Raw genomic sequence first — 25,512 nt, 5'->3', positions numbered from 1 at the left:
ACAGGTGCCGAAACTGTCCGACGTCATCACCGCGCTCGAAGAGGTCTACCCCCCGCAGTGGGCGGAGTCCTGGGACGCCGTCGGCCTGGTCTGCGGAGACCCTCAGACCGAGGTCAACCGCGTGCTCTTCGCCGTCGACCCCGTCCAGGCGGTCGTCGACGAGGCCGTGGAGTGGGGCGCCGACCTCGTGGTCACCCACCACCCCCTCTACCTGCGCGGCACCACCAGCGTCGCCGCGACCACCTTCAAGGGCCGGGTGGTGCACACGCTGATCACCAACGGCATCGCCCTGCACGTCGCCCACACCAACGCCGACCACGCCGACCCCGGCGTCTCGGACGCGCTCGCGGAGGCGGTGGGCCTGCGGGTGACCGGCCCGCTGGTGCCGGACCCGACCGACCCGCTGGGCCGCCGTGGCACCGGCCGGATCGGCCTGCTGGAGCCCCCGCTGACCCTCTCCGCCTTCGCCGCGCAGGTGGCGGCGGGCCTGCCCGCCACCGCCGCCGGCGTCCGCGTCTCCGGCGACCCGGACCGGCTGGTCAGCCGGGTCGCGGTGTGCGGCGGCTCGGGCGACAGCTTCCTCGCCGACGTCCGGTCGGCCGGCGTGGACGCCTACCTGACCGCCGACCTGCGTCACCACCCGGCCTCCGAGGCCGCGGAGGCGTCGCCCGTCGCGCTGCTCGACGCCGCCCACTGGGCCACCGAGTGGCCCTGGCTCACCCTGGCCGAGCGGGCCCTGCTGGCCGCCGCCGACAAGCGCGGCTGGGCCGTGGAGACCAAGGTCTCCCACCGGGTCACCGACCCGTGGACCGCGCACGCCCCCATGTCCTTCACCGCCTGACCCGATTCACAGGAGCTCTCCGCTTGAACGCCGCGCCCGCCGACCAGAACCGCCTGCTCGACCTCCAGGCCATCGACTCGAAGCTCGACCAGCTGGCCCACCGGCGCCGGAGCCTGCCCGAGCACGCCGAGATCGAGAAGGTCACCGCCGACCACACCGCGCTCAAGGACCTCGTCGTCGCCGCCGAGGCCCAGAAGGGCGACACCGCCCGCGAGCTGACCAAGGCCGAGCAGGACGTCGAGCAGGTCCGCTCCCGTGCCGCCCGCAACCAGCAGCGCCTGGACTCCGGCGCGATCACCTCGCCGAAGGACCTGGAGAACCTCCAGCACGAGATCGGCTCGCTCGCCAAGCGCCAGGGCGACCTGGAGGACGTCGTGCTGGAGATCATGGAGCGCCAGGAGAGCGCCAAGAGCCGGGTCGAGGAGCTGTCCGCCCGCCTGGAGCACTCCACCGTCGTCCTCACCGAGGCCGAGGGCCGCCGCGACGCCGCCTTCGCCGAGATCGACGGGGAGGCCGAGAAGGTCAAGCGCGACCGCGAGACCGTCGCCGCCGTCATCCCGGCCGACCTGCTGAAGGTCTACACCAAGCTGCGCGAGACCCAGGGCGGCGTCGGCGCGGCCCGCCTCTACCAGCGCCGCTGCGAGGGCTGCCGCACCGAGTTCTCGATCACCGAGCTGAACGCCATCAAGGCCGAGCCGGCCGACAAGGTCGTCCGCTGCGAGAACTGCTCGCGGATCCTGGTCCGCACCTCCGACTCGGGCGTCTGATCCGGTGGCGGCGCGCTTCATCGTCGAGGCCGACGGCGGGTCCCGGGGCAACCCGGGGCCGGCCGGCTACGGCGCGGTGGTCCGTGACGGGGACACCGGGCAGATCATCGCCGAAGCCGCCGAGTTCATCGGCCACGCCACCAACAACGTGGCCGAGTACAAGGGCCTGATCGCCGGGCTCAGGGCGGCCCGCGACCTGGACCCGGACGCCTCGGTGGACGTCCGGATGGACTCCAAGCTGGTCGTCGAGCAGATGTCCGGGCGCTGGAAGATCAAGCACCCCGACATGCAGCCGCTCGCCGCCGAGGCGCGCACCGTCCTCCCGCGCGCCCGGGTCACGTACACCTGGATCCCGCGCGAGCGGAACAAGGACGCCGACCGGCTGGCCAACGAGGCGATGGACGCGGGCCGCGACGGCCGCCAGTGGGAGCCGAAGCCCAAGGCCGCGGTCGCGGTCGCGGCCGTCGACGAGCCGCCGCTGGAGACCGCCGCCCCCAAGGCCGGCTGGGCCGCCCCCGCCGACCTCGGCACCCCCACCACCTTCGTCCTGCTGCGCCACGGCGAGACCCCGCTCACCCCGGAGAAGCGTTTCTCCGGCAGCGGCGGCAGCGACCCGGAGCTCTCCGACAAGGGCCGCTGGCAGGCCGAGCGGGCCGCCGAGGCACTGGCCGCGCGCGGCAGCGTCCAGGCGGTCGTCGCCTCCCCGATGCTCCGCACCCGGCAGACCGCCGAGACCGTCGCCGCCCGGCTCGGCCTGGAGGTCCGGTACGAGGACGGGCTGCGCGAGGTCGACTTCGGCGCCTGGGAGGGCCTGACCTTCGCCGAGGTGCGGGAGCGCTACCCCGACGACCTGACCGCCTGGCTCGGTTCCGCCAAGGCCAAGCCGACCGGCAGCGGCGAGAGCTTCACCACGCTCACCCACCGGGCCGGCGTCGCCCGGGACAAGATCCTCGCCCGGTACGCGGGGAAGACCGTGCTGGTGGTCTCGCACGTCAGCCCGATCAAGACCCTGGTCCGGCTGGCGCTCGGCGCCCCGCCGGACTCGATGTACCGGATGGAGCTGTCCGCCGCCTCGATCTGCGCCGTCCAGTACTACGCGGACGGCAACGCCTCGGTGCGGCTGCTCAACGACACCTCGCACCTGCGCTAGGGCCCGTCGTCACCGGGGTGCTCAGTGCACCTCGGTGACCACCACGTCCAGCTGCCACGGCTTGCGCGCGGTGCCCTCCGCCGCCAGCTCGACGTGGTGGCCCAGCTCCAGCAGCGCGTCCATCAGCTCGCCGGGGGTCTTCGGCTCCGCCCCGGCCGCCAGCAGGTCCCGGACGATCCGCCCCTTGGTCGCCTTGTTGAAGTGGCTGACCACGCTGCGCTTGCCGTTCCGCTCCTGGAGCACCCGGACGGTCGCGGTCCTGGCGGCCACCTCGCCGGCCGGCTTCCAGGCCGCCGCGTACGCGGAACTGCGCAGGTCCAGCACCAGCCCGTCCGCGACCTCGGGGAGCACAGGGGCCATCGCGCTCCGCCAGTACGCCCCGAGCGCCCCCAGCTGCGGGAGCTTGACGCCCATCGAGCAGCGGTAGGACGGAATCCGGTCGGAGATCCGCACGGCGCCCCAGAGGCCGGAGAAGACCAGCAGCGAGCGCTCGGCCCGGTCGTACGCGGCGGCGTCCAGGGTGGCCAGGCCGAGGTTGTCGAACAGCACCCCGGTGTACACCTCGCCCGCCGGACGGGCACCCGCCGTCGGCAGCCCGGCGTTCTTGGCGACCTCGCCGCGCAGACCGGGGGAGAGGCCGAGCACCTCGGAGGCCGCGTCCTCGTCACCCCGGCACAGGCCCACCAGCGCGTCCAGCACCGCGCCGCGCGCCGCCGTCAGCCCCGGCAGCGACAGCCGCTCCAGCGCCACCGGCCCGCCGTCCCCGGACCCGGCCTTGCCCTCCGAGGGCGGCAACAGCACCAGCACAGCGGACTCCTCAACAATCTGTGGCGGACGAACCCCGCAACCCTACTGCGGCCGCCCCGGCCCCCAGCGCCACACAGAGCGGCGAGTAGTACCGCACGTTCAGCCGCCGGAACCGCTCCGAACGCTCACTCACCCGGCCGAACACCACCGGCCCGGCCACCCCGCGCGCCAGCAGCACCCCCGCCACCACCCGCACCCCGGCCCGTCGCAGCCGCCGCGGCCCCACCTGCGGCAGCACCCCGGCCTCCGCCCCCACCAGGTACGCCCCCGCCCCCAGCGCCCCCGCCACCGCCAGGCACGCGCCCACCGGCGGCACCCCCTCACCCTGCCCCACCACGACGTCCGCGAACTCCTCCGCCGACCCCAGCGGCCACGGCGTCACCGCCCACACCGCGTGCAGCGCCCCCGTCGCCCCCAGCGCCGCAGCCACCACACCCCCGGCCACCTTCACCGCACCCATCGCCCAAACCCCCTTCGTGCACGGCCACTTGCCCCCACCGTACGAGTGCTTACGCCGCCCCCGGGCAGAGCCTGGCCCGGAACCGCCCGGCCCCGCTCTACCCTGGCGTGCATGCCTCGCCGAAAACTGCGCGTCAAGGCCGCCGACTCCGCCCGGATCAACACCGAGCTGACCGAGCTCCGCACCCGCCTGGAGGTCCACACCGAGTGGCCGCGGGCCGTGCTCGCCGAGGCGGAGGAGGCGGCCGAGCGCCCCCGGCTGCCGGAGTACGACGCCACCGACCTGCCGCTGTTCACGGTCGACCCGCCCGGCTCTCGCGACCTCGACCAGGCCGTGCACCTCGCCCACCGGCCCGGCGGCGGCTACCGGGTGCACTACGCGATCGCCGACGTCGCCGCCTTCGTCCACCCCGGCGGCGCGATCGACACCGAGGCCCGCCGCCGGGTCGAGACCCTCTACTTCCCCGACCACCGCGTCCCGCTGCACCCCACCCGGATCTCCGAGGACGCCGCCAGCCTGCTGCCCGGCGAGCCCCGCCCGGCCCTGCTCTGGCAGCTGGACCTGGACGCCGACGGCGCCGTCGTCCTCGCCGACCTGCGCCGCGCCCTGGTCCGCTCGCACCGCCGGCTGGACTACGCCGCGGTCGAGCGCGCGGTGGACCTCGGCGGCGCCGACGAGCAGCTCGCCCTGTTCGCGACCGTCGGACGGCTGCGCGAGGAGCAGGAGCGCGCCCGCGGCGGGATCAGCCTGCCGGTGCCCGAACAGGAGGTCGAGGAGACCCTGCACGGCTACGTCCTCGGCTACCGCGCCCCCGGCCCCGCCGACGGCTGGAACGCCCAGATCTCCCTGCTCACCGGCATGGCCGCGGCCGACCTGATGCTCGACGCGGGCGTCGGCCTGCTGCGCACCCTGCCCGCCGCGCCCGCCACCGGGTACGAGCGGCTGCGCCGGATCGCCGCCGCCCTCGACGTGGACTGGCCGCAGGCCGTCCCGTACCCCGAGCTGATCCGCTCCCTCGACCCGGACGTCCCGCTCAACGCCGCCTTCCTCAACGCCTGTACGGGCCTGCTGCGCGGCGCCGGCTACCACGCCTTCGACGAGTCCCGCGGCCTGCCCGCCCCCGCCGAGCCGGAGCACGCCGCGCTCGCCGCCCCGTACGCGCACTGCACCGCGCCGCTGCGCCGCCTCGGGGACCGCTTCGCCCAGGAGGTGTGCGCGGCGGTGGCGGCGGGCGAGGACGTGCCGGAGTGGGTGCGCGAGGCGCTGCCGGCCGTCCCGGCGCTGATGGCGGGCGGGGACCGCCGCGCCGCGGAGGTCGAACGGGCCTGCGTGGACCTGGTGGAGGCGGAGCTGCTCGCGGGCCGGGAGGGCGAGGACTTCGCCGCCGTGGTCATCGACGTGGACGAGCGGCGGCCCGGCTCCGGCACCGTCCAGCTGCGCGACCCGGCCGTCCGGGCCCGCTGCGACACGGCCGCGGCCGGGCTGCCGCTCGGCCGGGTGATCGACGTCCGGCTGACGACGGCCGACCCGGCCACCCGGACCGTCCGCTTCACGGCGGTCTAGCGGGCCGCGTCCCCGTGCCACCTGGATTACGCCACCCGCCACCCGGACGCGCGGCTCACCCGCCCAGGCCCGCCCCGCGGTGGGAGGATCGGTCCCGTGCCCGCCCCCCAGCCCCGCGCCGCCGCAGCCGCGCCCGCCCCCGGGCCCGCGCTCGGGCGCCGCCGCCGTCTGCTCGTCCTGGCGATCTGCTGCCTGAGCCTGTTCATCGTCGGCCTCGACAACACCGTGGTGAACATCGCCCTGCCGGTGATCCAGCGGGACCTGGACGCCCCGGCGTCCGGGCTGCAGTGGATCATCGACGCCTACACCCTGGTGCTGGCCTCGCTGCTGATGCTGTTCGGCTCGGTGGCCGACCGCTTCGGCCGCCGCCGGGTGTTCCAGACCGGCCTGGTCTGCTTCGCGCTCGGCTCGCTGCTGTGCAGCCAGGCGCCGAGCCTGGGCTGGCTGGTGGCGTTCCGGGCGCTCCAGGCGGTGGGCGGCTCGATGCTCAACCCGGTGGCGATGTCGATCATCACCAACACCTTCACCGACCCGAAGGAGCGGGCCCGGGCGATCGGCGTCTGGGGCGGCGTGGTCGGCATCTCGATGGCACTCGGCCCGCTGCTCGGCGGCTTCCTGGTGGACGGCGCGGGCTGGCCGTCGATCTTCCTGATCAACGTCCCGGTGGCGCTCGCCGCCATCGCGCTGACCGCCCGCTACGTCCCGGAGTCCCGCGCCCCCCGGCCGCGCCGGCTGGACCCGGTGGGGCAGCTGCTGATGATCGTGCTGCTCGGCTGCGGCACCGCCGCGATCATCGAGGGCCCGGCCAACGGCTGGACCTCCCCGCTGATCCTCACCCTGGCCGCGACCGCGCTGGCCGCGCTGATCGCCTTCCCGCTCTGGGAGCGGCGGGTGGCCGAGCCGCTGGTGGACCCCCGGTTCTTCGCCAGCGTGCCGTTCACCGGCGCCGCCGTCACCGCGGTCTGCGCGTTCGCCGCGCTCGGCGGCTTCCTCTTCCTCAGCACCCTCTACCTCCAGGACGTCCGGCACTACAGCCCGGTCGAGGCCGGCCTGTGGACGCTGCCGATGGCCGGGATGATGCTGGTCTGCGCGCCGCTGTCCGGACGGATCGTCGCCGGCCGGGGCCCGCGCCTGCCGCTGGTCGCGGCCGGGATCGGCCTCGCCGCGAGCGGGCTGCTGCTCACCCGGCTCGCCGCCGACTCCCCGCCGGCCCTGCTGCTGGTCGCGTACGCGCTGTTCGGCTTCGGCTTCGGCATGGTGAACGCGCCGATCACCAATGCCGCCGTCGCGGGGATGCCGCGCGCCCAGGCGGGCGTGGCGGCGGCGGTCGCCTCGACCAGCCGTCAGGTCGGCCAGTCGCTGGGCGTGGCGGTGATCGGTACGGTCGTCACCGCGGCCGTGGTCGGACCGGTCGCGACCGGTTTCGCCCCGGCCAGCCACGCCGGCTGGTGGATCCTGGTCGGCCTCGGCGGCGCCGTCCTCGCCCTCGGCCTGGCCACCACCACCGCCCGGGCGAGCGCGACGGCGGCCCGGGTGGCCGCCCGCCTCGGCGCCGAGGCGCCGGCCGTCCGGTCCGGTGTACGGGAGGCGCCGCCCGAGCGGCTACGATGACCACTACGGCGGAAGAGTCGGCCGGGCGGTCGCGACGGGTCCCAGACCCGCCGAGGAACGTCCGGGCTCCACAGAGCAGGGTGGTGGGTAACGCCCACCCGGGGTGACCCGCGGGACAGTGCCACAGAAAACAGACCGCCCACCGCTTTTCGTGGTGGGTAAGGGTGAAACGGTGGTGTAAGAGACCACCAGCGACCGGGGTGACCCGGCCGGCTAGGTAAACCCCACCTGGAGCAAGGTCAAGATCGGCGCCCTCGGGCGCCGTGCGCGGACGATTGAAGGCTGCTCGCCCGAGTCCGCGGGTGGACCGCACGAGGCTGTCGGCAACGGCAGCCCTAGATGGATGGCCGCCTCCCCGGGCCGCGCAAGCAACCCGGGAGACAGAACCCGGCGTACAGGCCGACTCTTCCGCCCCCTTCCCCGCCCGCCGGTCAGGCGGGGCGGGCGCCGACCGCGTCGCGGATCTGGTCGCCGAGGCCGCCGTTGACGCGGGCGCAGTTGGCGCAGCAGAAGAACATGCCGGCGACTTCGACGCCGTGGCCGACGATGCGGACGTCGCACTGTTCGCAGCGTGGGGCGAGTTTCTCCATCGCGCACTCGAAGCTGTCGAAGGTGTAGGTGTCGCCGGTGACCGTCCTGATCTCGAAGGCCAGCCAGTAGTCGTTGCCGCAGGTGACGCAGATGGCCATGGCGGCCGTCTCCTTCCGGTGGGGCCGGCCCCGGCGGGGCGGCTCGTCTCCCAGTGTCGAAGGCCCGGTCGGCGGCGGCCACCCGGAGGGGGCGGGCGGGGGCTCAGGCGGAGCGGGCGGCGAGGTCCTCCAGGGCGCGGACGGCGCGGTCGGCGTCGGCGGCGGCGACGAACAGGTGGTCGTGGTGGAAGCCGGCCACCACGTTGCAGCTGATGCCCTCCTCGGCGAGCCGGCCGGACACGGCGGCGGTCAGTCCGACGGCCTCCAGCGCCGAGTGGATCCGCAGGGTGATCCAGGCCGCCACGTACTCGTACCGCAGCCCGAGCGCGTCCGCCTCCTCCTGGGCGATCACCATCGTGACCCCCTCGGGTTCGGCGACGGTCACCACCGGCCGCATGCCGGCGGGCACCCGGGCGGGGAGCGTGCAGTAGACGTACCGCCCGGGGTTGAGCTGCGGGCTCATGCCGCGCAGCAGCGTCGCGAGGTCTCGTTCTGCGGCCATGCCCGCCACCGTAGCGGCTGGGCGGGGGCTGCGCGGTGCTCCGTGGGCGTGTCGGAATCCGTTGACGAGCGACAGTCACCGATATATCGTCGAACTATCGAGACAGTGACTCGACTGCCTCGTTGAACCTCAGAGATTCGAGGAGGTGGGCGCGATGCGCTCAGAACGTCAAGGAAGGCGATTCCGCTGGGAGGGCCCGCGCGGCGGTGACGGTGACGGTGGCGGCCCCGGTGGCCTCGGCGGCGGCGGTCGGCGCCGCGGGCCGGGCCCGGGGCCGGAGTTCCGGGGGATGCCCGGGGAGGGCTTCGAGGGCCGGGAGGCGTTCGGCGGGTTCGGCCCGCCGTTCGGTGGCGGCGGTCCCGGCCGGCCGATGGGCGGCCCGTACGGGCACGGCTTCGGCGGGCACGGCGGCCGGCGCGGTGGTCCGCACGGGCGGCGCGGCGGGCGGGCCCGGCGCGGTGACGTCCGGGCCTCGCTGCTGGCGCTGCTCAAGGAGCGGCCGATGCACGGCTACGAGATGATCGCCGAGATCGCCGAGCGGACCGGCGGGGCCTGGCGGCCCAGCCCGGGGTCGATCTACCCCAACCTCCAGCTGCTGGAGGAGGAGGGCCTGATCACCGCGGAGGAGGTCGGCGGCAAGCGGCTGGTCTCGCTCACCGAGGCGGGCCGGGCCGAGGCCGACGCCGGGCCGGCCGAGCCGTGGGCGGAGGCCGGCCGGGAGGTCGACTGGGAGGCCGTCCAGGAGGTCGGCCAGGCGCTCGCCGCCGTCGACCAGGCGATCCGCCAGGTCATGGCCACGGGCACCGAGGCGCAGCGCGCCAAGGGCCTGACGGTGCTGACCGAGGCCCGGAAGAAGCTGTACCTCATCCTCGCCGAGGATGACTGACCGACCGGGGGGAGCGGGACGGGCGGTGCTGCTGCCCGAGTCGCCCGAGCGGTCCGGGCGGCCGGGGGGAGGGCCTCACGGCCGGACCGTGAACAGGGCCACGCACACCAGCAGCAGCACCGCCCAGCCGAACCAGAGCCAGGCGTTCGGCTCGATGACCACGCTGTAGAGGCACACCGCCAGGAGCAGTACCCCGGTGACGCCGGCGACCTCCCGGTTGTGGTGCCGGACCGCCCGGGAGCGGTCCCGCGGGTGCCGTACCGTCCTCGCCATGCCGACCTCCGGGGGAGACTGCGGCCGACCTCCGGGGAGACCGCGGAGGGAAGGGGCGGCCGTCAGCCGGAGGCCGCCTCGTCGTACTCGTAGCGCCAGAACCAGCTCAGGCCCCGAACCTGCTTGCTCCGGACGTACACCAGTGTGCGCGCGGGAGTCCCGCCGTGCGCGGGGACCGGGACCTTGTACTTCTTGGGCACGCCGAGCATCGGCCCCAGCGGGATGGGGAGGATCTTCCCGTCCAGGGGGCCGCCGACGAATGCGGTGTCCGCGCTCTTCATCCCTCCAGGGTCTCACCTCCGCGGACGAGCCCGGGGCGCACCCGTGGGCCGCACCCGCGGCCGTCGCCGGGAGTGTGACCGGAGAGGCACCGCCCCCGGTCATCCGGAGGCCCTCCGCACCCTTATCCTTCCTGTTACGCCCTCGGGGTCCACCCGGGTCAGCGGGCCCGTACGGGCCGGGCGAGGCGCGAATCCGCGCGCCCTCCGGCCGATTTGGCGCGGACAGCGTGCTGCCGCGACTGCGTACCGTGACCCGGGCGTCGGCCGTCCGGTGACCCCGGGCCGCGGCCGGCAGGGCGCCGACGTCAGGGCCGAGCACCCCGGGAAGCAGACGGGGGCGCCGTGCGTTGCGTCGGAGTGGTACGTCGAACGCTGTGTCGCACCAGGCACGGCAGTTGCGCGGAAGGGGCCCGATGGAAGCCGGCAGCAGGTGGACGACCTGGTGGCAGAAGCGTGATCGTCAGCGGGCGGGGGGCCCGGACGGGCCGGCCGCCGACCTCGATCAACTGCTCGGCGCGGTCCGCGCCGGATTCCCGCTCGCGCCCGCCGCCCACCCGGCCGGCTACCGGTGCTCCTGTGACCGGGTGGCCTGTCCGGCCCCGGCGCAGCACCCGGTCTCCTTCGCCTGGCAGACCCAGGCCACCACCGACCCGGAGCAGCTCTCCCGCTGGCTCTCCCGCGATCCGGAGGCGAACTTCATCACCGCCACCGGCCGGGTGCACGACGTGCTGGACGTCCCGGCGGAGGCCGGACGGCTGGCGCTGGAGCGGCTGACGGCGCTGGGCGTCGAGGGCCCCGTCGCCGCCGTCGGCGAGGACCGCTACCTCTTCTTCACCGCCACCCGCGGCACCCCGCAGGACGAGGACGAGTGGTGGCCGAGCGCGCTCGACTCCACCCCGGACACCATGTCCGAGCACCCCGGCCTGCGCTGGCACTGCCGCGGCTCGTACACCCTGCTGCCGCCGGCCGCGCTGCCGGACGGCTCCCACGTGCGGTGGCTGCGCGGGCCCGAGCAGCCGCTGCCGGACCCGCTGCGCGTCCTGGACGTGCTCACCGACGCCTGTACCGAGGTGGGCGCCGTCGCCGAGGAGCAGTGGCTGATCGGCTAGGGCGCCCACCGGGCCGGGTGGGTCACGGCAGGGTGAGGACCTCCGCGCCGGTCGGCGTGACCACCAGGGTGTGCTCGAACTGGGCGGTGCGCTTGCGGTCCTTGGTGACGACCGTCCAGCCGTCCGGCCAGATCTCGTAGTCGTAGGTGCCCAGGGTCAGCATCGGCTCGATGGTGAAGGTCATGCCCGGCTTGATCACCTCGGTGGCCCGCTCGCTGTCGTAGTGCGGGATGATCAGGCCGGAGTGGAACGACGTGTTGATGCCGTGTCCGGTGAAGTCCCGCACCACGCCGTAGCCGAAGCGCTTGGCGTAGGACTCGATGACCCGCCCGATGACGTTGATCTGACGACCCGGCTTGACCGCCTTGATCGCCCGGTCGAGGGATTCCCGGGTGCGCTCGACCAGCAGCCGGGACTCCTCGTCCACGTCGCCGACCAGGTAGGTGGCGTTGAGGTCGCCGTGCACCCCGTGGATGTAGGCGGTGGCGTCGATGTTGACGATGTCGCCGTCCTGGAGCACGGTCGAGTCCGGGATGCCGTGGCAGATCACCTCGTTGATCGAGGTGCAGACGGACTTGGGGAAGCCCCGGTAGCCGAGGTCGGACGGGTAGGCGCCGTGGTCGCACATGTAGGCGTGGGCGACGGCGTCCAGCGCGTCGGTGGTGACGCCGGGGGCGATCAGCTTGGCCGCCTCCGCCATCGCCCGGGCGGCGATCCCGCTCGCGATCCGCATCTTCTCGATCGTCTCGGCGGTCTGCACCTCGGGCCCGGTGTACGGCGTCGGCGCGGGCTTGCCGACGTACTCGGGGCGCGCGATGTGCGCCGGGACCTTGCGGGTGGGGGACTGGATGCCGGGTACGAGAGCCATGCCGCGAGTCTAGTCGTCGGGCTCCGTGGCCCCGGGTGGTGTGCGGCCGGGCCCGGGGCGGGGAATGATCGGTACCGACCCATCCTTCTGGCCTTCTGAACGGGAGAGCGCCATGCCCCTCGGATTCAACCGCAAGCCGACCGGCAAACCCGGCGAGTGGTTCTACTGCATCAAGCACAACAAGGTCGAAGAGGGCCCGGAGTGCCCGGCGAAGGACCGCCTGGGCCCGTACGGCAGCCCCGAGGAGGCCGCCCAGGCGCTGCGGATCGCGGACGAGCGCAACCGCGAGTGGCGGAACGACCCGCGCTGGAGCGACCGGCCCAAGGACGACGCCGAGTAACCACGGCGGGACCCCGACCCCGGCCCGGTCAGGTGGTCGGCGCGGCTTCCCGGGCGGCGCGCTCGTGTTCGGCGCGCACGGCCGCGGCGTTCGGGTCGGTGCGGTCGTCGTAGGCGAGCAGCTTCGGGAGGGCGGCGGCGACCGCGAGCACGGCGACGACGCAGGCGGCACCGCCCGCCCAGACGGCGGCGCGCACGCCGACCAGCCCGGCCATGGTGCCGGCCCGGACCTGGCCGAGCTGCGGGCCGACGGAGTAGCTGAGCAGTTCCACGCCGGCCATCCGGCCGCGCAGCTCGTCGGGGATGGACTGGTTCCACATGGTCGAGCGGGCGAGCCCGCTGATCTCGTCGGCGCCGCCGGCCAGCGCCAGGCCGAGCAGCACCAGCCAGATGTGCGCGGTGAGCCCGGCGAGCGCCATCGCCGCGCCCCAGCCGACGGCGGCGACCACCAGCAGCCGCCCGTGCCGGTGGACGCGGGAGGTCCAGCCGCTGGTCGCGCCGACCAGCAGGGCGCCGAGGGCGGAGGCCGCGTACATCGGGCCGAGCGCCCAGTCCGCCCCCAACTCCGAGGCCAGGAACGGGAAGACGGCCACCGGGTAGGCGAACAGCATGGCGCAGACGTCGATCGCGTAGGTGCCGAGCAGGTCCTTGCGGCTCCACGCGTAGCGGACCCCGGTGAGCACCGCCCGGACGGACGGCCGTTCGGCGCCGGTGGGCGGCGGCACCGCCTTGATCCGGACGAGCAGCAGCAGCGAGAGGGCGAAGGAGAGGACGTCCAGCGCGTACGCGGTCTGCACCCCGGCGAAGGCCACCACGACACCGGCCAGCGCCGGGCCGGCCACCGAAGCGGCGTTGTGGTACAGCGACCTGAGGGCGAACGCGGCGGTCAGGTGCTGGTGCGGGACGAGCCGGGGGAGGAGCGAGTCCAGTGCCGGGCGCTGGATGCCGTCGGCGGCCGCGACCAGCGCGGCGACCAGGTAGATCGGCCAGAGCAGCGGGTGCGGCAGCAGGGCGTTGACCAGCAGCAGCCCGGCCAGCAGGCCGAGCGCGACCTCCGCCCGCAGCACCAGCTTCCGGCGGTCCAGGGCGTCGGCGAGGGCGCCGCCCCACAGGCCGAAGACGATCAGCGGCACCAGTTCGACGGCGCCGATCAGGCCGACCGCGAAGGAGGAGCCGGTGAGTTCCTTGATCTGCATCGGCACGGCGACGAGGGTCAGGAAGCCGCCGAAACTGGTGACGCAGCCGGAGGTCCACAGGTAGCGGAAGTCGCGTGAGGCGCGCCAGGGCGACAGGTCGGGCGTCAGCGAGCGCAGCAGCCTCCGGGCGCGCCCGGGCACGGGGGGATGCGGGGGTTCGTCGACGTTCACGAACCGTCATCCTCGGGTGGCGGCCACCGCTTCCGCAAAGGGTTTTCGACCGGGGCGTGAACTTTTCGGCCGGGCGGTGAACAGGGTCACCAGCGGGTGATCGCGGGCCCCGAGGCCAGCCGCCCGGCGAGGTCGGCGAGCCGGTCCCGGACGGAGCGGCGGCCGGTCCGCTGCCCGGCGGCGACGCTGACCAGGTGCTGGGCGAGGTCGAACGGCCCCTCGGCGGCGGTGCCGACGGTCAGCCGCTCGTGCGCGAGCCGGCGGAGTTCGTCGAGGCCGTGGGGTTCGCCGCGGCCGCCGGACGCACCGGGCCCGCCGGACGTACCGGTCCCGTCGGGTGCGGTGAGCCCGTCCGGTCCGTCCGACCCGTCGGCGTCAGCGGAGCCCCCGTCCAGCGCGAGCACGGTCGCGCCGCGCCGCCGGGCGTCGTGCACCCGCTCCAGCAGCGCGGCGCCGGCCGCCCGGGGGACCACCACCAGCACGGTGTCGCCGCGCCCGGCCTCGGTGAGCCGCCGCAGGTCGTGGGTCAGGTGGGCCGGGGCGTCGGCCGGCGGGCTGTGCCGCAGCAGGGTGGGCGCCAGCCGGGGGACGTCCGACCAGGCGGCCTCGTCGTCCAGGTGGGCGGCCAGGTGCCAGGGTTCGTACGCCTCGGTGCCGACCAGCAGCAGCCCGCTCGCGCTGCGGCGTTCCACGGAGCGGCGCAGCGCGCCGGCGAAGCCGCCGACCTCCTCCAGCCAGCCCGTTCCCGTCAGCCGTTCCCGGAGTGCCGAAACTCTCACCGCGTCCATGCGGGCCAGGATGTCCCGCCGGGCCGGGGATTTGGCAGGATCGGCCCATGACTTCCCTCGATTCAGCGACAAACCCGGCCCACGAGGTCCCGGACGTCTCCCAGCTGGTGGTCGGTGTGCTCGGTGGCACCGGCGACCAGGGGCGAGGACTCGCCCTGCGGCTGGCCAAGGCCGGCCAGCAGGTGATCATCGGCTCCCGCGACGCCGCCCGGGCCGAGGCCTCGGCGGCCGCGCTGGGCCTCGGCGTGCGCGGCGCCGACAACGCCACCGTCGCCCGGGAGAGCGACGTGGTGATCATCGCGGTCCCGTGGGACGGCCACGCCGCCACCCTGACCGCGCTGCGCGAGGAGCTCGCGGGCAAGATCGTCGTCGACTGCGTCAACCCGCTGGGCTTCGACAAGCAGGGCGCGTACGCGCTGAAGCCGGAGGAGGGCAGCGCCGCCGAGCAGGCCGCCGCGCTGCTGCCGGACTCCCGGGTCACCGCCGCGTTCCACCACCTCTCGGCGGTGCTGCTGCAGGACGAGTCGGTGGAGAGCATCGACACCGACGTCATGGTGCTCGGCGACGACCGGGAGGCCACCGACGTCGTCCGGGGCCTGGCCGCCCGCATCCCCGGGATGCGCGGCATCTTCGCGGGCCGGCTGCGCAACGCCCACCAGGTCGAGGCGCTGGTCGCCAACCTGATCTCGGTCAACCGCCGGTACAAGGCCCACGCGGGCCTGCGGATCACCGACGTCTGAGCGGATCCGGGCAGAGGCGTGTCGACCTCACCCCTGGACCCGGTCCGGAGGTGAGGTCGGCGACAATGGGTGGCGGCCGTGACCCGGCCGCCCGCACCCGTTCTAGGAGCCCTCCGCCATGCCTCGCACGTCCCGCTTCGCCCTGGCCGCCGTCGTCCTCGCGCTCGTGGCCCTGGTGGTCTCGCTGGTCCAGGGCTTCTGGCTGGGCCTGATCTGGCTGCCGCTGGCCGGCGTGGCCAGCAACGTGCTGTGGATGGACCGCCGCCGGGCCAGGATCGCCGCCGCGACCGCGGCCGCCGCCGAGTAGCGCCGGCCGCCGAGCAGGGCTAGTTCTTCCAGAAGCTGAACAGGTACCGGCCGAGCGTCGCGTAGTCCTGGTCCACGCCGAACAGGTTCATCAGGCCGTGGACGATCCCGAAGAAGAACTCGTTCACCTGGGGCTGCCACAGCAGCGCGAACACCGCGAGCATCCCGTACGGCGCGAACGGCTCGATCGCGCGCCGGGTCTGGTACGACAGCCAGGGCTCGACGATGCCGTAGCCGTCCAGCCCGGGCACCGGCAGCAGGTTCAGCACCGCCGCGCTCAGCTGGAGGAAGCCGAGGAAGCCCAGCGCGCCGGAGAACGGCGAGATGATCAGCTCGTGGCCCTCCCAGAACGCGTGCACGGTCGGGTCGTCCAGCCAGCCCGCGCCGATCGGGACCAGCAGCGCCGCCGCGATGAGCAGGTTGACCAGCGGGCCGGCCGCCGAGATCAGGCTGTGCTTGAGCCGGCCCTGGATGCGGTGCCGCTCGATCCAGACCGAGCCGCCGGGCAGGCCGATGCCGCCGAGGATCACGAAGACGATCGGCAGCACGAAGCTGAGCAGCGCGTTGGCGTACTTCAGCGGGTTGAGCGTGAGGTAGCCCTTGGCGCCGACGGAGATGTCGCCGCCGTGCAGCGCGGTGCGCGCGTGGGCGTACTCGTGCAGGCAGAGCGAGACCATCCAGCCCGCGACCACGAACAGGAACACCCCGAACGAGGCGTTGCCGTAGCCCTGGTACACCGCCCAGCCGGAGGTGCCGAGGACGGCCAGGAGCACCCAGAACACCGGGCTGATCCGGCGGTCCTCGCTGCGGGAGCGCGGCGTGGCGGCGAAGGTCATGGTGTGGGTGCTCCGTGGGCAGAGGGAACGGGAAGGACCGGCAGGGACCGATCATGCCGGGCGGGCCGGTGGCCGGACAAGCCGCCTCCGGTGAACGTCCGAGGGCCCGGGGTCGGTTCCGCCGGGGCGCCGGGCCCTGCACAATTGTGCGGCCCTTCCCCCGCCGATCGACCAGAATGGTCCGGTGCACTACGGCATCCTCGGAACCACGACGGCCCACCACGACGACGGCACCCCGGTACCGATCGGCGGCGCCCGGCTACGGGCCCTGCTCGCGGCCCTGGCCCTCCGGCAGGGCCGGCCGGTGCCGGCCGACCTGCTGGTGGACGAGGTGTGGGAGGCCGAGCCGCCCCAGGACTCCTCCGCCGCGCTCCAGACCCTGGTCGGCCGGCTGCGCCGCACCATCGGCCGGGACGAGGTCGGCTCCGGCCCGGCCGGGTACTGGCTGACCGGTCCGGCCACCGACCTCGCCGACTTCCAGCGGCTGACCGGCGAGGGCCGCCGCGCCCTGGACACCGGGGACCACGCGCTCGCCGCCGAGCGGCTGGGCGCCGCCCTGGCGCTGTGGCGCGGCCCCGCGCTGGCCGACCTGCCGGACCGCACCGGCCCGGCCGTCCGGCTGGAGGCCCAGCGCGAGGAGGCCCGCCGCCACCGGATCACCGCCGACCTCGGCCTCGGCCGCGCCGCCGACCTGGTCGCCGAGCTGGCCGAGCTGTGCGAACGGCAGCCGCTGGACGAGTCGTTGCAGCTGCTGATGATCCGGGCGCTGCACGAGAGCGGACGGACGGCCGAGGCGCTGCGCCACTACGAGCGGACCAGGCGGGCCCTGGCCGAGGAGCTCGGCGCCGACCCGGGCCGCGGACTCCAGTCCCTGTACGCCGAGTTGCTCGCCCCGGAGGCGCCGGAGCCGGTCCACGCCGCGCCCGCGCCCGCGCCCGCACCCGCCGCTCCCCAACTCCCGCGCGCCGTCGGCAACCTGCGCGGCCGGCTGACCAGCTTCGTCGGCCGCGAGGACGATCTCGCCGCGCTGCGCGGGATGCTGACGGACCGTCGGCTGGTGACGCTGACCGGCCCCGGCGGCTCCGGCAAGACCAGCCTCTCGACCGAGGCCGGGCGCGCCGAACAGGCCGCCGGGGGCTGGCCGGGCGGCGTCTGGGTGGCCGAACTCGCCCCGCTGGAGAGCCCGGACGCGGTGCCCGCCGCCGTGGTCTCCGCGCTCGGCCTGCGCGAGATCGTGCTGCACAGCACCAGCATGGTCGCCGAGGTGATCGAGAAGCGGGCCGAGGACCCGGTGCGCCGGCTGGTCGAGCACTGCGGCCACCGCCGGATGCTGCTCGTCCTGGACAACTGCGAGCACCTGATCCAGGCCGCCGCCGACCTCGCCGACGTCCTGCTCGCCGAGTGCCCCGGGTTGACGGTGCTCGCCACCAGCCGCGAGCCGCTGGGCGTGCCCGGGGAGACGGTGCTGCCGGTCGAGCCGCTGCCCGACCCGGTCGCGCTGCGGCTGTTCGTCGAGCGCGCCGCCGCCGCCCGCCCCGGTTTCGACCCGCAGGGCGACCCGGAGGCCTGCGCCGAGATCTGCCGCCGGCTGGACGGGCTGCCGCTGGCCATCGAACTGGCCGCGGCCCGGCTGCGGGTGATGACGGCGCGCCAGATAGCCGACCGGCTGGACGGCCGGTTCGCGCTGCTCACCGCGGGCAGCCGCACCCTGCTGCCGCGCCAGCAGACGCTGCGCGCGGTGGTCGACTGGAGCTGGGACCTGCTGGGCAAGCGGGAGCGGGCGGTGCTGCGCCGGCTCTCGGTGTTCGCGGGCGGCTGGCAGCTGGAGGACGCCGAGGCGGTCTGCGCCGACGGCGTCGAGGTGGCCCCCGGCGAGGTCGCCGACCTGCTGCTGTCGCTGGTCGACAAGTCCCTGCTGGTGGCCGACCTGGACGGGGCCAGCCTGCCGCGCTACCGGATGCTGGAGACCATCCACGAGTACGCGACCGAGCGCCTCGCCGGGTCCGCCGCCGAGCGCGCCGCCACCGAGGCCCGCCACCTGGCGCACTTCCGCACCCTGCTCGCCGCCGCCGACGCGGAGATCCACGGCCCCCGGCAGCTGCACTGGCTGACGGTGCTGGAGCGCGAGCAGGACAACGTCCGGACGGCGCTGCGCCGCGCGATCGACCTGCGGGACGAGGAGCAGGCGCTGCTCCTCGCCATCGGCATGAGCTGGTACTGGTCGCTGCGCGGCTACAGCATGGAGGCGCGCACCTGGTACACCGCGATCGCCGCGCTCGGCCCGGACCCGTTCGGCCCGGACGCCCCGCGGGCGGTGCCGCTGGAGCGCGGCGTGCTGGCGTACGACCTGCCGCTGCCGACGGCGGTGGTCGAGGAGGCCCGCCGGCTGCTGGCGATGTTCCGGCTGATCGGGCTGTTCGAGGGCAACCTGGACGTCCTCGGGGACCCGGAGGCGATCGAGGTCGCCCAGCGGCTGATGGACGCCTACACCCCGGACCTGCCGCAGTCCTACCGCTTCCCTGCGCTGATGCGGGTGTTCGGCGCCTTCCTGGCCGGCCGCCTGGACATGATGAAGGACCTGATGGACGACGCCGTCCAGGGCTGCGAGCAGTACGGCGGGCCGAGCGACCTGGCGTTCATCCTGCAGGTCCGGGCCAGGATGATGAACGACTGGCCGAGCGGCGCCGAGCAGAGCATCGAGGACGGCGCCCGCTCGCTGGAGCTGTACGAGCAGTCGGGCGACCTCTGGGGGATCTCCCAGGCGCTGTCCGCGCACGGCGAGTCGCTGGCCAACCGGGGCGAGGCCGCGGCCGCCGCCGAGGCGTACGCGCGGGCGATCGAGCTGATCGAGGAGCTGGGGGCGCCGCAGGAGGTGCCGATCCTGCGGGTGAACCTGGGCACCGCCCTGCTGGAGCAGGACATGGAGCACGGCGAGCGGGTCGTCCGCGAGGCGCTGGCCTCCATCGACACGCCGGGCCTCAACCAGGCCACCACCGGGGCGCTGATGTTCGGCCACCTGACGCTCTGCGGCATCCACGCCCACCGCGGCGAGTTCGCGCAGGCGCTGGCCGAGCTGGACGAGCTGGACATAGTCCGGGTCGGCGGCTTCGCGCCGAGCCTGGTGACCGGGATGCTGATGAGCGCCCGCGGCTGGATCACCGCCCGGGCCGGGGACCCGGAGGCGGGGCTCGACCTGTTGCGCGCCGGCTGGCGGCAGCTGCGGGCGGTGACGGCCGCGAGCGGCTTCGCCGAGCACATGACGGTCATGGTGGTGCCCGCGGTGACGGCGGTGCTGGGCAGCTTCGCCCAGCGCGACGGGGACCTCGGGCGGGCCCGGGCGGCGGCCGTGCTGGCCGGCGCCCACGGCGGGCTGAACGGCCCGAAGGGCGGCTACCTGGACCGGGTCGAGCGGGCGCGTTCGGAGGCGGCCCTGCGGGAGTCGCTGGGGGACGCGGGGTACGAGGAGGCCCGGGCGGGCGGGGTCGGGATGACCCAGGAGCAGGTCTTCGAGCTGCTGGAGGGGCTGCTCGGCTAGCCACGGCGTGGTCGGGCCCGGGCGGTCGGATCCCGTACAGCCGGTGCCCGTACGGCCGGTGCCCGTCCCCTGGTCACCGGCCGCACGGGCCCGTACGGCGGCCGGCGCCTGTCCGGGGCGGCCGGCCGTCCTGCCCGGCGGCCTTCCCCGGCGAGGGCCGGGGGAGCCGACGGTGGTCATGGCGGTCAGGTCCGCTTGCGGAACCGGGCGACCGCCAGCGGGGCGAAGACGGCGGTGACGGCGGCCGACCAGATCAGCACGATCATCACCGGGTGGGCCACCGGACCCGTGCCGTTGAGCAGGGAGCGGGAGGCGTCGGCCAGCGCCGAGAGCGGGTTGACCTTGGTGAAGGACTGCAGCCAGCCCGGCATGGTGTCGGTCCGGGCGAAGATCGAGCTGCCGAACTGCATCGGCATCAGGACCAGCATGGCCACGCCCTGGACGGCCTGGGCGCTGCGCAGGGCCATGCCCAGCAGCATCGAGATCCAGACGATCGACATGCCGAACAGCAGGGCCAGGCCGATCGTGGCCAGCACCTCCAGCGGTCCGGTCTTCACCTCGAAGCCGATGCACATCGCGAAGCCGATCAGGATCGCGAAGGAGAGCAGCCCGCGGAGGGTCTCGGCGACGATCTTGGACAGCAGGACGGAGGCCCGGCCGATCGGCAGCGTGCGGAAGCGGTCCATCACGCCGCTCTGGAAGTCGCTGTTGAGGCCGGTGCCGACGGCCATCGCGAGGGTGAGGCCGGTCTGCCCGAGCAGGCCGGGGATCAGGTACTGCTTGTAGGTGTCCTGGTCGCCGGCCATCGCGCCGCCGAAGACGTAGACGAACAGCACGGTGAAGATGACGGGCATCAGCACGGCGTCGAACATCGACTCCGGGTCGGCCTTGATCCGCATCAGGTTGCGCCGGGTCAGCGCGCCGACGTGGCGCAGGGTGCCGGTCAGGCCGATCCGGGAGTCCTCCGCCGGGGGCCGGGTGTCCCGGGCCCGGGAGGGGGTGAGCGTGGCGGTGGTCATGCGACGGGCTCCTTGGCGAGGCTGGGGGCGGGCACGGCGGCGGACGCGGGCTTGCCGGTGATGGCGAGGAAGACCTCGTCCAGGCTGGGCACCTTGGTGTCGATGCCGGCGATGGCGAAGCCGCGGCTGCCGAGTACGCCGATCACCGCGGTCAGCTGCTCCTCGCCGGTGATCGGCACCGCGAGCAGCCCGGTGTCGGTGGAGACGGTGGCGTTGAGGATGCCGCTCTCGTGCAGGCAGCGGGCCATCTCGGGCAGCTCGGCCGGGTGGGCCGGGCGGACCTGGAGGGTCTGGCCGCCGACCTTGGCCTTGAGCTCGGAGACGGCGCCGTTGGCGATCACCCGGCCGCGGTCGATGACGGTCAGCTCGTTCGCGAGCTGCTCCGCCTCCTCCATGTACTGGGTGGTCAGCAGCACGGTGCTGCCCTCGGCGACCATCCGCTGCACCTCGTCCCAGACCTCGTTGCGGGTGCGCGGGTCCAGGCCGGTGGTGGGCTCGTCCAGGTAGAGCACCCGGGGGCGGCCCATCATGCTGGCGGCCAGGTCGAGGCGGCGGCGCATGCCGCCGGAGTAGGTCTTGGCGGTCCGCTTGGCGGCCTCGGTGAGCGAGAAGCGCTCCAGCAGCTCGGCGGCCCGGGCCCTGGCCTCCCGGCGCGGGAGGTCCAGCAGCCGGCCGATGAGGTAGAGGTTCTCGTACCCGGAGAGCAGCTCGTCCACGGAGGCGTACTGGCCGGTGAGGCCGATCGTGCGGCGCAGCTGCTTGGGCTGGCGCAGCACGTCGTAGCCGCCGACGTACGCGGTGCCGGCGTCCGGCTTGATCAGGGTGGAGAGGACGCGCACCAGGGTGGTCTTGCCCGCGCCGTTGGGGCCGAGCAGGGCGAGCACGGTGCCCTCCCGGACGGTCAGGTCGACCCCGTCGAGGGCCTTCGTCTCGCCGTAGTGCTTGACGATGCCCCGCACCTCCACGGCGTTCCCGGAAGTGGTTCCCCGGTCGTTCGGGGCTGTCGCGATTCGTGTCATGCCCCCAGGCTGTCCGCCCGGACTGTCAGCTCCCTGTCGGCTGGTGCGGTGCGCTGTCGGTTCGCTGTCACGCCGCTGTCAGCGGCCGCCGCGGGGCCGGGAACGGCAGCGGCCCCGCTCCCGGCGGGGGAGCGGGGCCGCCGGCGGCGGTCCTTACGTGAAGCTGTGCTCGGCCGCGGGGAAGGCACCGGTGCGGACGTCCTGGGCGTAGGCGCGGGCGGCGTCGCCGAGGACGGTGCGCAGGTCGGCGTACTGCTTGACGAACTTGGGCACCCGGCCGGCCGTCATGCCGGCCATGTCGGTCCAGACCAGCACCTGGGCGTCGGTGTCCGGGCCGCCGCCGATGCCGACGGTCGGGATCGCCAGCTGCTCGGTGACCTGGGCGGCCAGCTCGGCCGGGACGGCCTCCAGCACGACCGCGAAGGCGCCGGACTGCTGGACGGCCTTGGCGTCGCGGAGCAGCTGGTGGGCCGCCTCGTCGCCGCGGCCCTGGACCGGGTAGCCGCCGAGGGCGTGCACGGACTGCGGGGTGAGGCCGATGTGGGCCATCACCGGGACGCCGGCCTCGACCAGCAGCTCGATCGAGCGGGCGCTGCGCTCCCCGCCCTCCAGCTTGACCGCGCCGACCCCGGCCTCCTTCATCAGCCGGGCCGCGTTGTGCATGGCCTGGGCGGGGGACTCCTGGTAGGAGCCGAACGGCAGGTCGGCGACGATCATGGACCGCTTGGTGCCGCGGACGACGGCGGCGGAGAGCATCACCATCTGATCCATGGTCACCGGGACGGTGGTCTCGTAGCCGAGGTGGCAGTTGCCCGCCGAGTCGCCGACCAGCAGCACCGGGATGCCGGCCTCGTCGAACACGCCCGCGGTGAGGGCGTCGTAGGCGGTCAGCATCGACCACTTCTCGCCGCGCTGCTTGGCGGCGGCGAGGTCGCGGACGGTGACCCGGCGGTTGGTGACCCCGCCGTAGAGGGTGGTGGTCGACGCCTGGTTCTGGGCAGGCGAAGGCGTAGAAGCGTTCATCGAACGGACTCCTGAAGGGTTGTCGTCTCGTGGCGCCGTACGGCGTCCCCGGATCACCTCCATGCTTGCACGCCCCGGCTCCGGCGCAAAGAGGGGTGCGTTCGTCCCGGTGCGATCCACGCCACACCGGGCGCGATCCGCGCCGCACCGGGTGCGCGGGCGCCCCGCGCCGGGGTGCGCGGGAGGCCCCCGAATTTGCCTGCTCTTTACGAAACGGGTTCGTCTCGTATCGTATCGGCCGCTAGTCTGGTGCGGGGGGTTACGAGACGCATTCGGCTCGGAATTGCCCGCCAGTGCCACACCACCACGGACGGGAACACCCATGACCACCGCAGCCGCGCCACCCCGCGTGCCGGAAGCCATCCACCGTCGGCGCTGGGCGATCCTCGGCACCCTGCTGCTCGCCCTGCTCGTCGTCGTGCTCGACAACTCGATCCTCAACGTCGCGATGAAGACCATCGCGACCCCCGCGCCGGTCGGCCTCGGGGCCACCCAGAGCGACCTGGAATGGTCGATCAACTCCTACACCCTGGTCTTCGCCGGCCTGCTGTTCACCTCCGGCCTGCTCGGCGACCGGTTCGGCCGCAAGCGCGCGCTGCTGGCCGGCATGGTGGTCTTCGGGATCGCCTCGCTGCTGTCCGCGCTGGCCGCCTCGCCCGGTGAACTCATCGGCTACCGCGCCCTGATGGGCGTCGGCGGCGCGCTCGCGATGCCCGCCACGCTGGCGATCATCATGAACGTCTTCGAGCGCTCCGAGCAGCCCAAGGCGATCGGGATCTGGGCCGGCGCGGTCGGCCTGGCCATCGCCATCGGCCCGATCACCGGCGGCCTGCTGATCGAGCACTTCTGGTGGGGCTCGGTCTTCCTGGTCAACGTCCCGATCGTGGTCGTCGCGGTGATAGCGATGGTGATCCTGGTCCCCGAGTCCAAGGACCCCAACCCGGGCCGGATGGACCCGATCGGCGTACTGCTGTCGATCATCGGCCTGGTCGCGCTGATCTACGGCATCATCAAGGGCGGCGAGCTGGCCGACTTCACCGCGGCCGGGGCCTGGGTGCCGACCCTGGTCGGCGTCGTCGCGCTGGTCGCCTTCGTCTGGTACGAGCGCCGCACCGCGTTCCCCGCGCTGGACGTCACCTGGTTCCGCAACCGGGTGTTCAGCGCCTCCGTGGTGGTCGTCGGCGTGATCTTCTTCGCGCTGATGGGCGTCTCCTTCTTCGGCGTCTTCTACATCCAGAGCGTGCGCGGCTACAGCGCCCTCCAGGCCGGTGTGCTGATGCTGCCGCTGGCCGCCGCCCAGCTGGTGTTCGCGCCGCGGGCCCGGCTGGTGGTCGACCGCCTCGGCGTCGCCGCCACCGCCGCCGGCGGCATGCTGCTGGTCGCGCTCGGCTTCGTCGGCTACGTCGTGCTGACCGCCACCACCCCGATCTGGGTGCTGGTCCTGCTCGGCCTGGTGATGGGCGCCGGCATGGCGCACGTCATGCCGCCGGTCACCGTCGCGATCATGGCCTCGCTGCCCCGCGAGAAGGCCGGCGCCGGCTCGGCCGTCAACAACACCTTCCGCCAGGTCGGCGGCTCGCTCGGGGTCGCCGTGCTCGGCGCGGTGCTCTCCACCGTCTACCGCGACGGGATGGCCGACACCCTGACCCACCTGCCCGAGGGACTGCGCGACAAGGCCGGCGAGTCGCTGGAGGCCACCCTGGCCATCGCCGGCCGCATCCCCGGCGGCGAGGCGCTGGTCGCCCCGGCGAACGACTCCTTCATCCACGCCATGCACGTGGTCGCCTCGCTCTCGGTGGGCGTCTCGGTGATCGGCGCCGTCGTCGCCTGGTTCCTGCTGCCGGGCCGCTCGGCCGCCCCCGCGGGACCGGCCGGGCCGGCCCCCGAGCAGCGCGGCCAGGAGCGGGAGTCCGCGGCCGCGGACGCCTGACCGGCGGCCGGCCGTACCGCGACTGAGTGACAATGGCCCTGTCACCCGGGTACGCCCGGGTGGCGGGGCCTCGGTCCCGGCAGGCCCCCTGCCGAGGGCCCACCGGAGGACACCCCACGGCGCCAGGGCGACCGGGGAGGACGAGGGAGAGACAGCGGGGATGAAGACGGACACGCCGACCGCCGGCACCGGGCAGCACTGCGCGGAGGTACGCCGTGGCCGGCCCCGCAGCGAGGCCGCCGAGCAGGCCATCTTCGGGGCCGTCGAGGACCTGATGGCCGGCGGCACCGCGCTGTCCGAGCTCACCATCGAGGGCATCGCCGCCGCCGCCGGCGTCGGCAAGGCCACCATCTACCGGCGCTGGCCCAACAAGGAGGCCCTGCTGGTCGACGTGGTCAGCCGACTGGAGGAGCCGCTGCCGGAGCCCACCGGCGCCGGCGCCCGGGCCGACCTGATCGCCCTGGTGGACCACGTCCGCCGGCGCGGCCTGGCCAAGCGCACCCGCTGGGTGCTCAAGGCCGCCCTCGGCCAGATGCAGACCCTGCCCGAGCTGTACACCGCCTACCGGGAACGGGTGATCAAGCCCCGCCGGGAGGTCGGGCTCGGCCTGATCCGCCGGGCCGTCGCCGAGGGCGTGATCCGCGACGACCTCGACCTGGAACTGCTCAACGACCTGCTGATGGGGCCGATCCTCTACCGCAGCATCCTGTGGGACGACTCCGACCTGGAGGACCCGGACCTGGCCCGCAAGCTGGTCGACTCCATGCTCGAAGGCCTGGCACCCCGCTGACCCGGCCGGACGG

General features: G+C 74.3%; 26 protein-coding genes and 1 other RNA gene. 14 read left to right on the top strand and 13 right to left on the bottom strand.

The genetic code is table 11. The features are described from left to right. The first annotated feature begins 4 nt into the window (after positions 1-4). From ACFVXH_RS02825 to ACFVXH_RS02815, 3 genes are read left to right on the top strand one after another with little or no spacing between them, the layout of a single operon-like run. Positions 5-841 carry a Nif3-like dinuclear metal center hexameric protein gene (locus ACFVXH_RS02825; protein ID WP_049659175.1) on the top strand — a complete coding sequence of 279 codons (837 nt, stop codon included), beginning with the start codon at positions 5-7 and terminating at the stop codon, positions 839-841. A gap of 23 nt (positions 842-864) precedes the next feature. Beyond that, on the top strand, positions 865-1,608 hold the full coding sequence (locus tag ACFVXH_RS02820; RefSeq protein WP_049659174.1) for a zinc ribbon domain-containing protein: 744 nt from the start codon (positions 865-867) through the stop codon (positions 1,606-1,608). 4 nt (positions 1,609-1,612) lie between these two features. Next, positions 1,613-2,758: a bifunctional RNase H/acid phosphatase gene (locus ACFVXH_RS02815; protein ID WP_074000838.1), complete on the top strand. Its 1,146-nt coding sequence runs from the start codon at positions 1,613-1,615 to the stop codon at positions 2,756-2,758. A 21-nt stretch (positions 2,759-2,779) separates the two neighbouring features. On the opposite strand, the gene yaaA is transcribed toward ACFVXH_RS02815, so the two are convergent. After that, entirely contained in the window at positions 2,780-3,565 is a 786-nt protein-coding gene (yaaA, locus tag ACFVXH_RS02810) for a peroxide stress protein YaaA (RefSeq protein ID WP_049659172.1), read from the bottom strand. 10 nt (positions 3,566-3,575) lie between these two features. After that, positions 3,576-4,025: a DUF3995 domain-containing protein gene (locus ACFVXH_RS02805; protein ID WP_380776483.1), complete on the bottom strand. Its 450-nt coding sequence runs from the start codon at positions 4,023-4,025 to the stop codon at positions 3,576-3,578. A 111-nt stretch (positions 4,026-4,136) separates the two neighbouring features. Here ACFVXH_RS02805 and ACFVXH_RS02800 point away from each other — a divergent pair, with 111 nt between their 5' ends. The 3 genes from ACFVXH_RS02800 (at position 4,137) to rnpB (ending at position 7,610) form a co-directional block, all read left to right on the top strand. Next, positions 4,137-5,588 (top strand): RNB domain-containing ribonuclease, encoded by a 1,452-nt coding sequence (locus ACFVXH_RS02800; protein WP_387819751.1) that lies wholly within the window; start codon positions 4,137-4,139, stop codon positions 5,586-5,588. A gap of 96 nt (positions 5,589-5,684) precedes the next feature. Then, entirely contained in the window at positions 5,685-7,199 is a 1,515-nt protein-coding gene (locus ACFVXH_RS02795) for an MFS transporter (RefSeq protein WP_375874054.1), read from the top strand. Between the two features lie 13 nt (positions 7,200-7,212). Next, positions 7,213-7,610, top strand: an RNA gene (gene rnpB / locus ACFVXH_RS02790) — RNase P RNA component class A. Between the two features lie 20 nt (positions 7,611-7,630). Here rnpB and ACFVXH_RS02785 read toward each other — a convergent pair. Together ACFVXH_RS02785 and ACFVXH_RS02780 are read right to left on the bottom strand one after the other, a co-directional pair. Then, complete coding sequence (locus tag ACFVXH_RS02785) at positions 7,631-7,888, bottom strand: hypothetical protein (RefSeq protein ID WP_049658025.1); 258 nt, start codon at positions 7,886-7,888, stop codon at positions 7,631-7,633. Positions 7,889-7,991: 103 nt separating this feature from the next. Continuing rightward, complete coding sequence (locus ACFVXH_RS02780) at positions 7,992-8,390, bottom strand: ACT domain-containing protein (protein ID WP_387819748.1); 399 nt, start codon at positions 8,388-8,390, stop codon at positions 7,992-7,994. A 289-nt stretch (positions 8,391-8,679) separates the two neighbouring features. Here ACFVXH_RS02780 and ACFVXH_RS02775 point away from each other — a divergent pair, with 289 nt between their 5' ends. Beyond that, positions 8,680-9,276 carry a PadR family transcriptional regulator gene (locus tag ACFVXH_RS02775; protein ID WP_107418642.1) on the top strand — a complete coding sequence of 199 codons (597 nt, stop codon included), beginning with the start codon at positions 8,680-8,682 and terminating at the stop codon, positions 9,274-9,276. Positions 9,277-9,351: 75 nt separating this feature from the next. Here ACFVXH_RS02775 and ACFVXH_RS02770 read toward each other — a convergent pair whose 3' ends face one another. Both ACFVXH_RS02770 and ACFVXH_RS02765 read right to left on the bottom strand, forming a co-directional pair. After that, the gene (locus ACFVXH_RS02770; protein ID WP_375874053.1) at positions 9,352-9,549 is read right to left on the bottom strand and encodes a hypothetical protein; all 198 of its coding nucleotides are present in this window, start codon (positions 9,547-9,549) and stop codon (positions 9,352-9,354) included. Between the two features lie 62 nt (positions 9,550-9,611). After that, positions 9,612-9,830: a hypothetical protein gene (locus tag ACFVXH_RS02765; RefSeq protein ID WP_053112518.1), complete on the bottom strand. Its 219-nt coding sequence runs from the start codon at positions 9,828-9,830 to the stop codon at positions 9,612-9,614. 413 nt (positions 9,831-10,243) lie between these two features. Between ACFVXH_RS02765 and ACFVXH_RS02760 the strand changes: the two genes are divergently transcribed. Beyond that, on the top strand, positions 10,244-10,939 hold the full coding sequence (locus tag ACFVXH_RS02760; protein WP_049659894.1) for a bifunctional DNA primase/polymerase: 696 nt from the start codon (positions 10,244-10,246) through the stop codon (positions 10,937-10,939). Between the two features lie 22 nt (positions 10,940-10,961). Here ACFVXH_RS02760 and map read toward each other — a convergent pair whose 3' ends face one another. Next, complete coding sequence (gene map / locus ACFVXH_RS02755) at positions 10,962-11,807, bottom strand: type I methionyl aminopeptidase (RefSeq protein WP_049659897.1); 846 nt, start codon at positions 11,805-11,807, stop codon at positions 10,962-10,964. A gap of 112 nt (positions 11,808-11,919) precedes the next feature. Between map and ACFVXH_RS02750 the strand changes: the two genes are divergently transcribed. Next, complete coding sequence (locus tag ACFVXH_RS02750; protein WP_074000849.1) at positions 11,920-12,147, top strand: hypothetical protein; 228 nt, start codon at positions 11,920-11,922, stop codon at positions 12,145-12,147. Positions 12,148-12,175: 28 nt separating this feature from the next. Here the strand turns inward: ACFVXH_RS02750 and ACFVXH_RS02745 are convergent, their stop codons facing one another. Both ACFVXH_RS02745 and ACFVXH_RS02740 read right to left on the bottom strand, forming a co-directional pair. Then, complete coding sequence (locus ACFVXH_RS02745) at positions 12,176-13,513, bottom strand: MFS transporter (protein WP_387819744.1); 1,338 nt, start codon at positions 13,511-13,513, stop codon at positions 12,176-12,178. A gap of 86 nt (positions 13,514-13,599) precedes the next feature. Further along, on the bottom strand, positions 13,600-14,301 hold the full coding sequence (locus ACFVXH_RS02740; RefSeq protein WP_387819742.1) for a hypothetical protein: 702 nt from the start codon (positions 14,299-14,301) through the stop codon (positions 13,600-13,602). A 47-nt stretch (positions 14,302-14,348) separates the two neighbouring features. Between ACFVXH_RS02740 and npdG the strand changes: the two genes are divergently transcribed. After that, on the top strand, positions 14,349-15,041 hold the full coding sequence (gene npdG, locus ACFVXH_RS02735; RefSeq protein WP_049660247.1) for an NADPH-dependent F420 reductase: 693 nt from the start codon (positions 14,349-14,351) through the stop codon (positions 15,039-15,041). A gap of 118 nt (positions 15,042-15,159) precedes the next feature. Continuing rightward, the gene (locus ACFVXH_RS02730) at positions 15,160-15,348 is read left to right on the top strand and encodes a hypothetical protein (RefSeq protein WP_074000852.1); all 189 of its coding nucleotides are present in this window, start codon (positions 15,160-15,162) and stop codon (positions 15,346-15,348) included. Positions 15,349-15,367: 19 nt separating this feature from the next. Here the strand turns inward: ACFVXH_RS02730 and ACFVXH_RS02725 are convergent, their stop codons facing one another. After that, positions 15,368-16,183: a site-2 protease family protein gene (locus ACFVXH_RS02725; protein ID WP_387819739.1), complete on the bottom strand. Its 816-nt coding sequence runs from the start codon at positions 16,181-16,183 to the stop codon at positions 15,368-15,370. A gap of 184 nt (positions 16,184-16,367) precedes the next feature. On the opposite strand from ACFVXH_RS02725, the gene ACFVXH_RS02720 reads away from it, so the two are divergent. Continuing rightward, positions 16,368-19,718 (top strand): ATP-binding protein, encoded by a 3,351-nt coding sequence (locus tag ACFVXH_RS02720; RefSeq protein ID WP_387819737.1) that lies wholly within the window; start codon positions 16,368-16,370, stop codon positions 19,716-19,718. Positions 19,719-19,903: 185 nt separating this feature from the next. Here ACFVXH_RS02720 and ACFVXH_RS02715 read toward each other — a convergent pair whose 3' ends face one another. The 3 genes from ACFVXH_RS02715 to panB form a co-directional block, all read right to left on the bottom strand. After that, positions 19,904-20,737, bottom strand: coding sequence for an ABC transporter permease (locus tag ACFVXH_RS02715; protein ID WP_074000854.1), 834 nt, complete (start codon positions 20,735-20,737; stop codon positions 19,904-19,906). Then, positions 20,734-21,756 (bottom strand): ATP-binding cassette domain-containing protein, encoded by a 1,023-nt coding sequence (locus tag ACFVXH_RS02710; protein WP_387819735.1) that lies wholly within the window; start codon positions 21,754-21,756, stop codon positions 20,734-20,736. The genes ACFVXH_RS02715 and ACFVXH_RS02710 overlap by 4 nt, the downstream gene beginning before the upstream one ends. Positions 21,757-21,909: 153 nt before the next feature. After that, positions 21,910-22,779, bottom strand: a complete 870-nt coding sequence (gene panB / locus ACFVXH_RS02705) for a 3-methyl-2-oxobutanoate hydroxymethyltransferase (protein ID WP_049652786.1) — start codon at positions 22,777-22,779, stop codon at positions 21,910-21,912. Between the two features lie 322 nt (positions 22,780-23,101). Between panB and ACFVXH_RS02700 the strand changes: the two genes are divergently transcribed. Together ACFVXH_RS02700 and ACFVXH_RS02695 are read left to right on the top strand one after the other, a co-directional pair. After that, positions 23,102-24,709, top strand: a complete 1,608-nt coding sequence (locus ACFVXH_RS02700; protein WP_117487485.1) for an MFS transporter — start codon at positions 23,102-23,104, stop codon at positions 24,707-24,709. A gap of 160 nt (positions 24,710-24,869) precedes the next feature. Further along, positions 24,870-25,499 carry a TetR/AcrR family transcriptional regulator gene (locus ACFVXH_RS02695; protein ID WP_049652790.1) on the top strand — a complete coding sequence of 210 codons (630 nt, stop codon included), beginning with the start codon at positions 24,870-24,872 and terminating at the stop codon, positions 25,497-25,499. Positions 25,500-25,512: the final 13 nt, after the last annotated feature.

This window comes from Kitasatospora sp. NPDC058184 (assembly GCF_042883725.1).
Lineage (GTDB): Bacteria > Actinomycetota > Actinomycetes > Streptomycetales > Streptomycetaceae > Kitasatospora.
The sequence above is the reverse complement of the archived record's forward strand: the minus strand, read 5'-3'. Positions and strand labels throughout refer to the sequence as shown.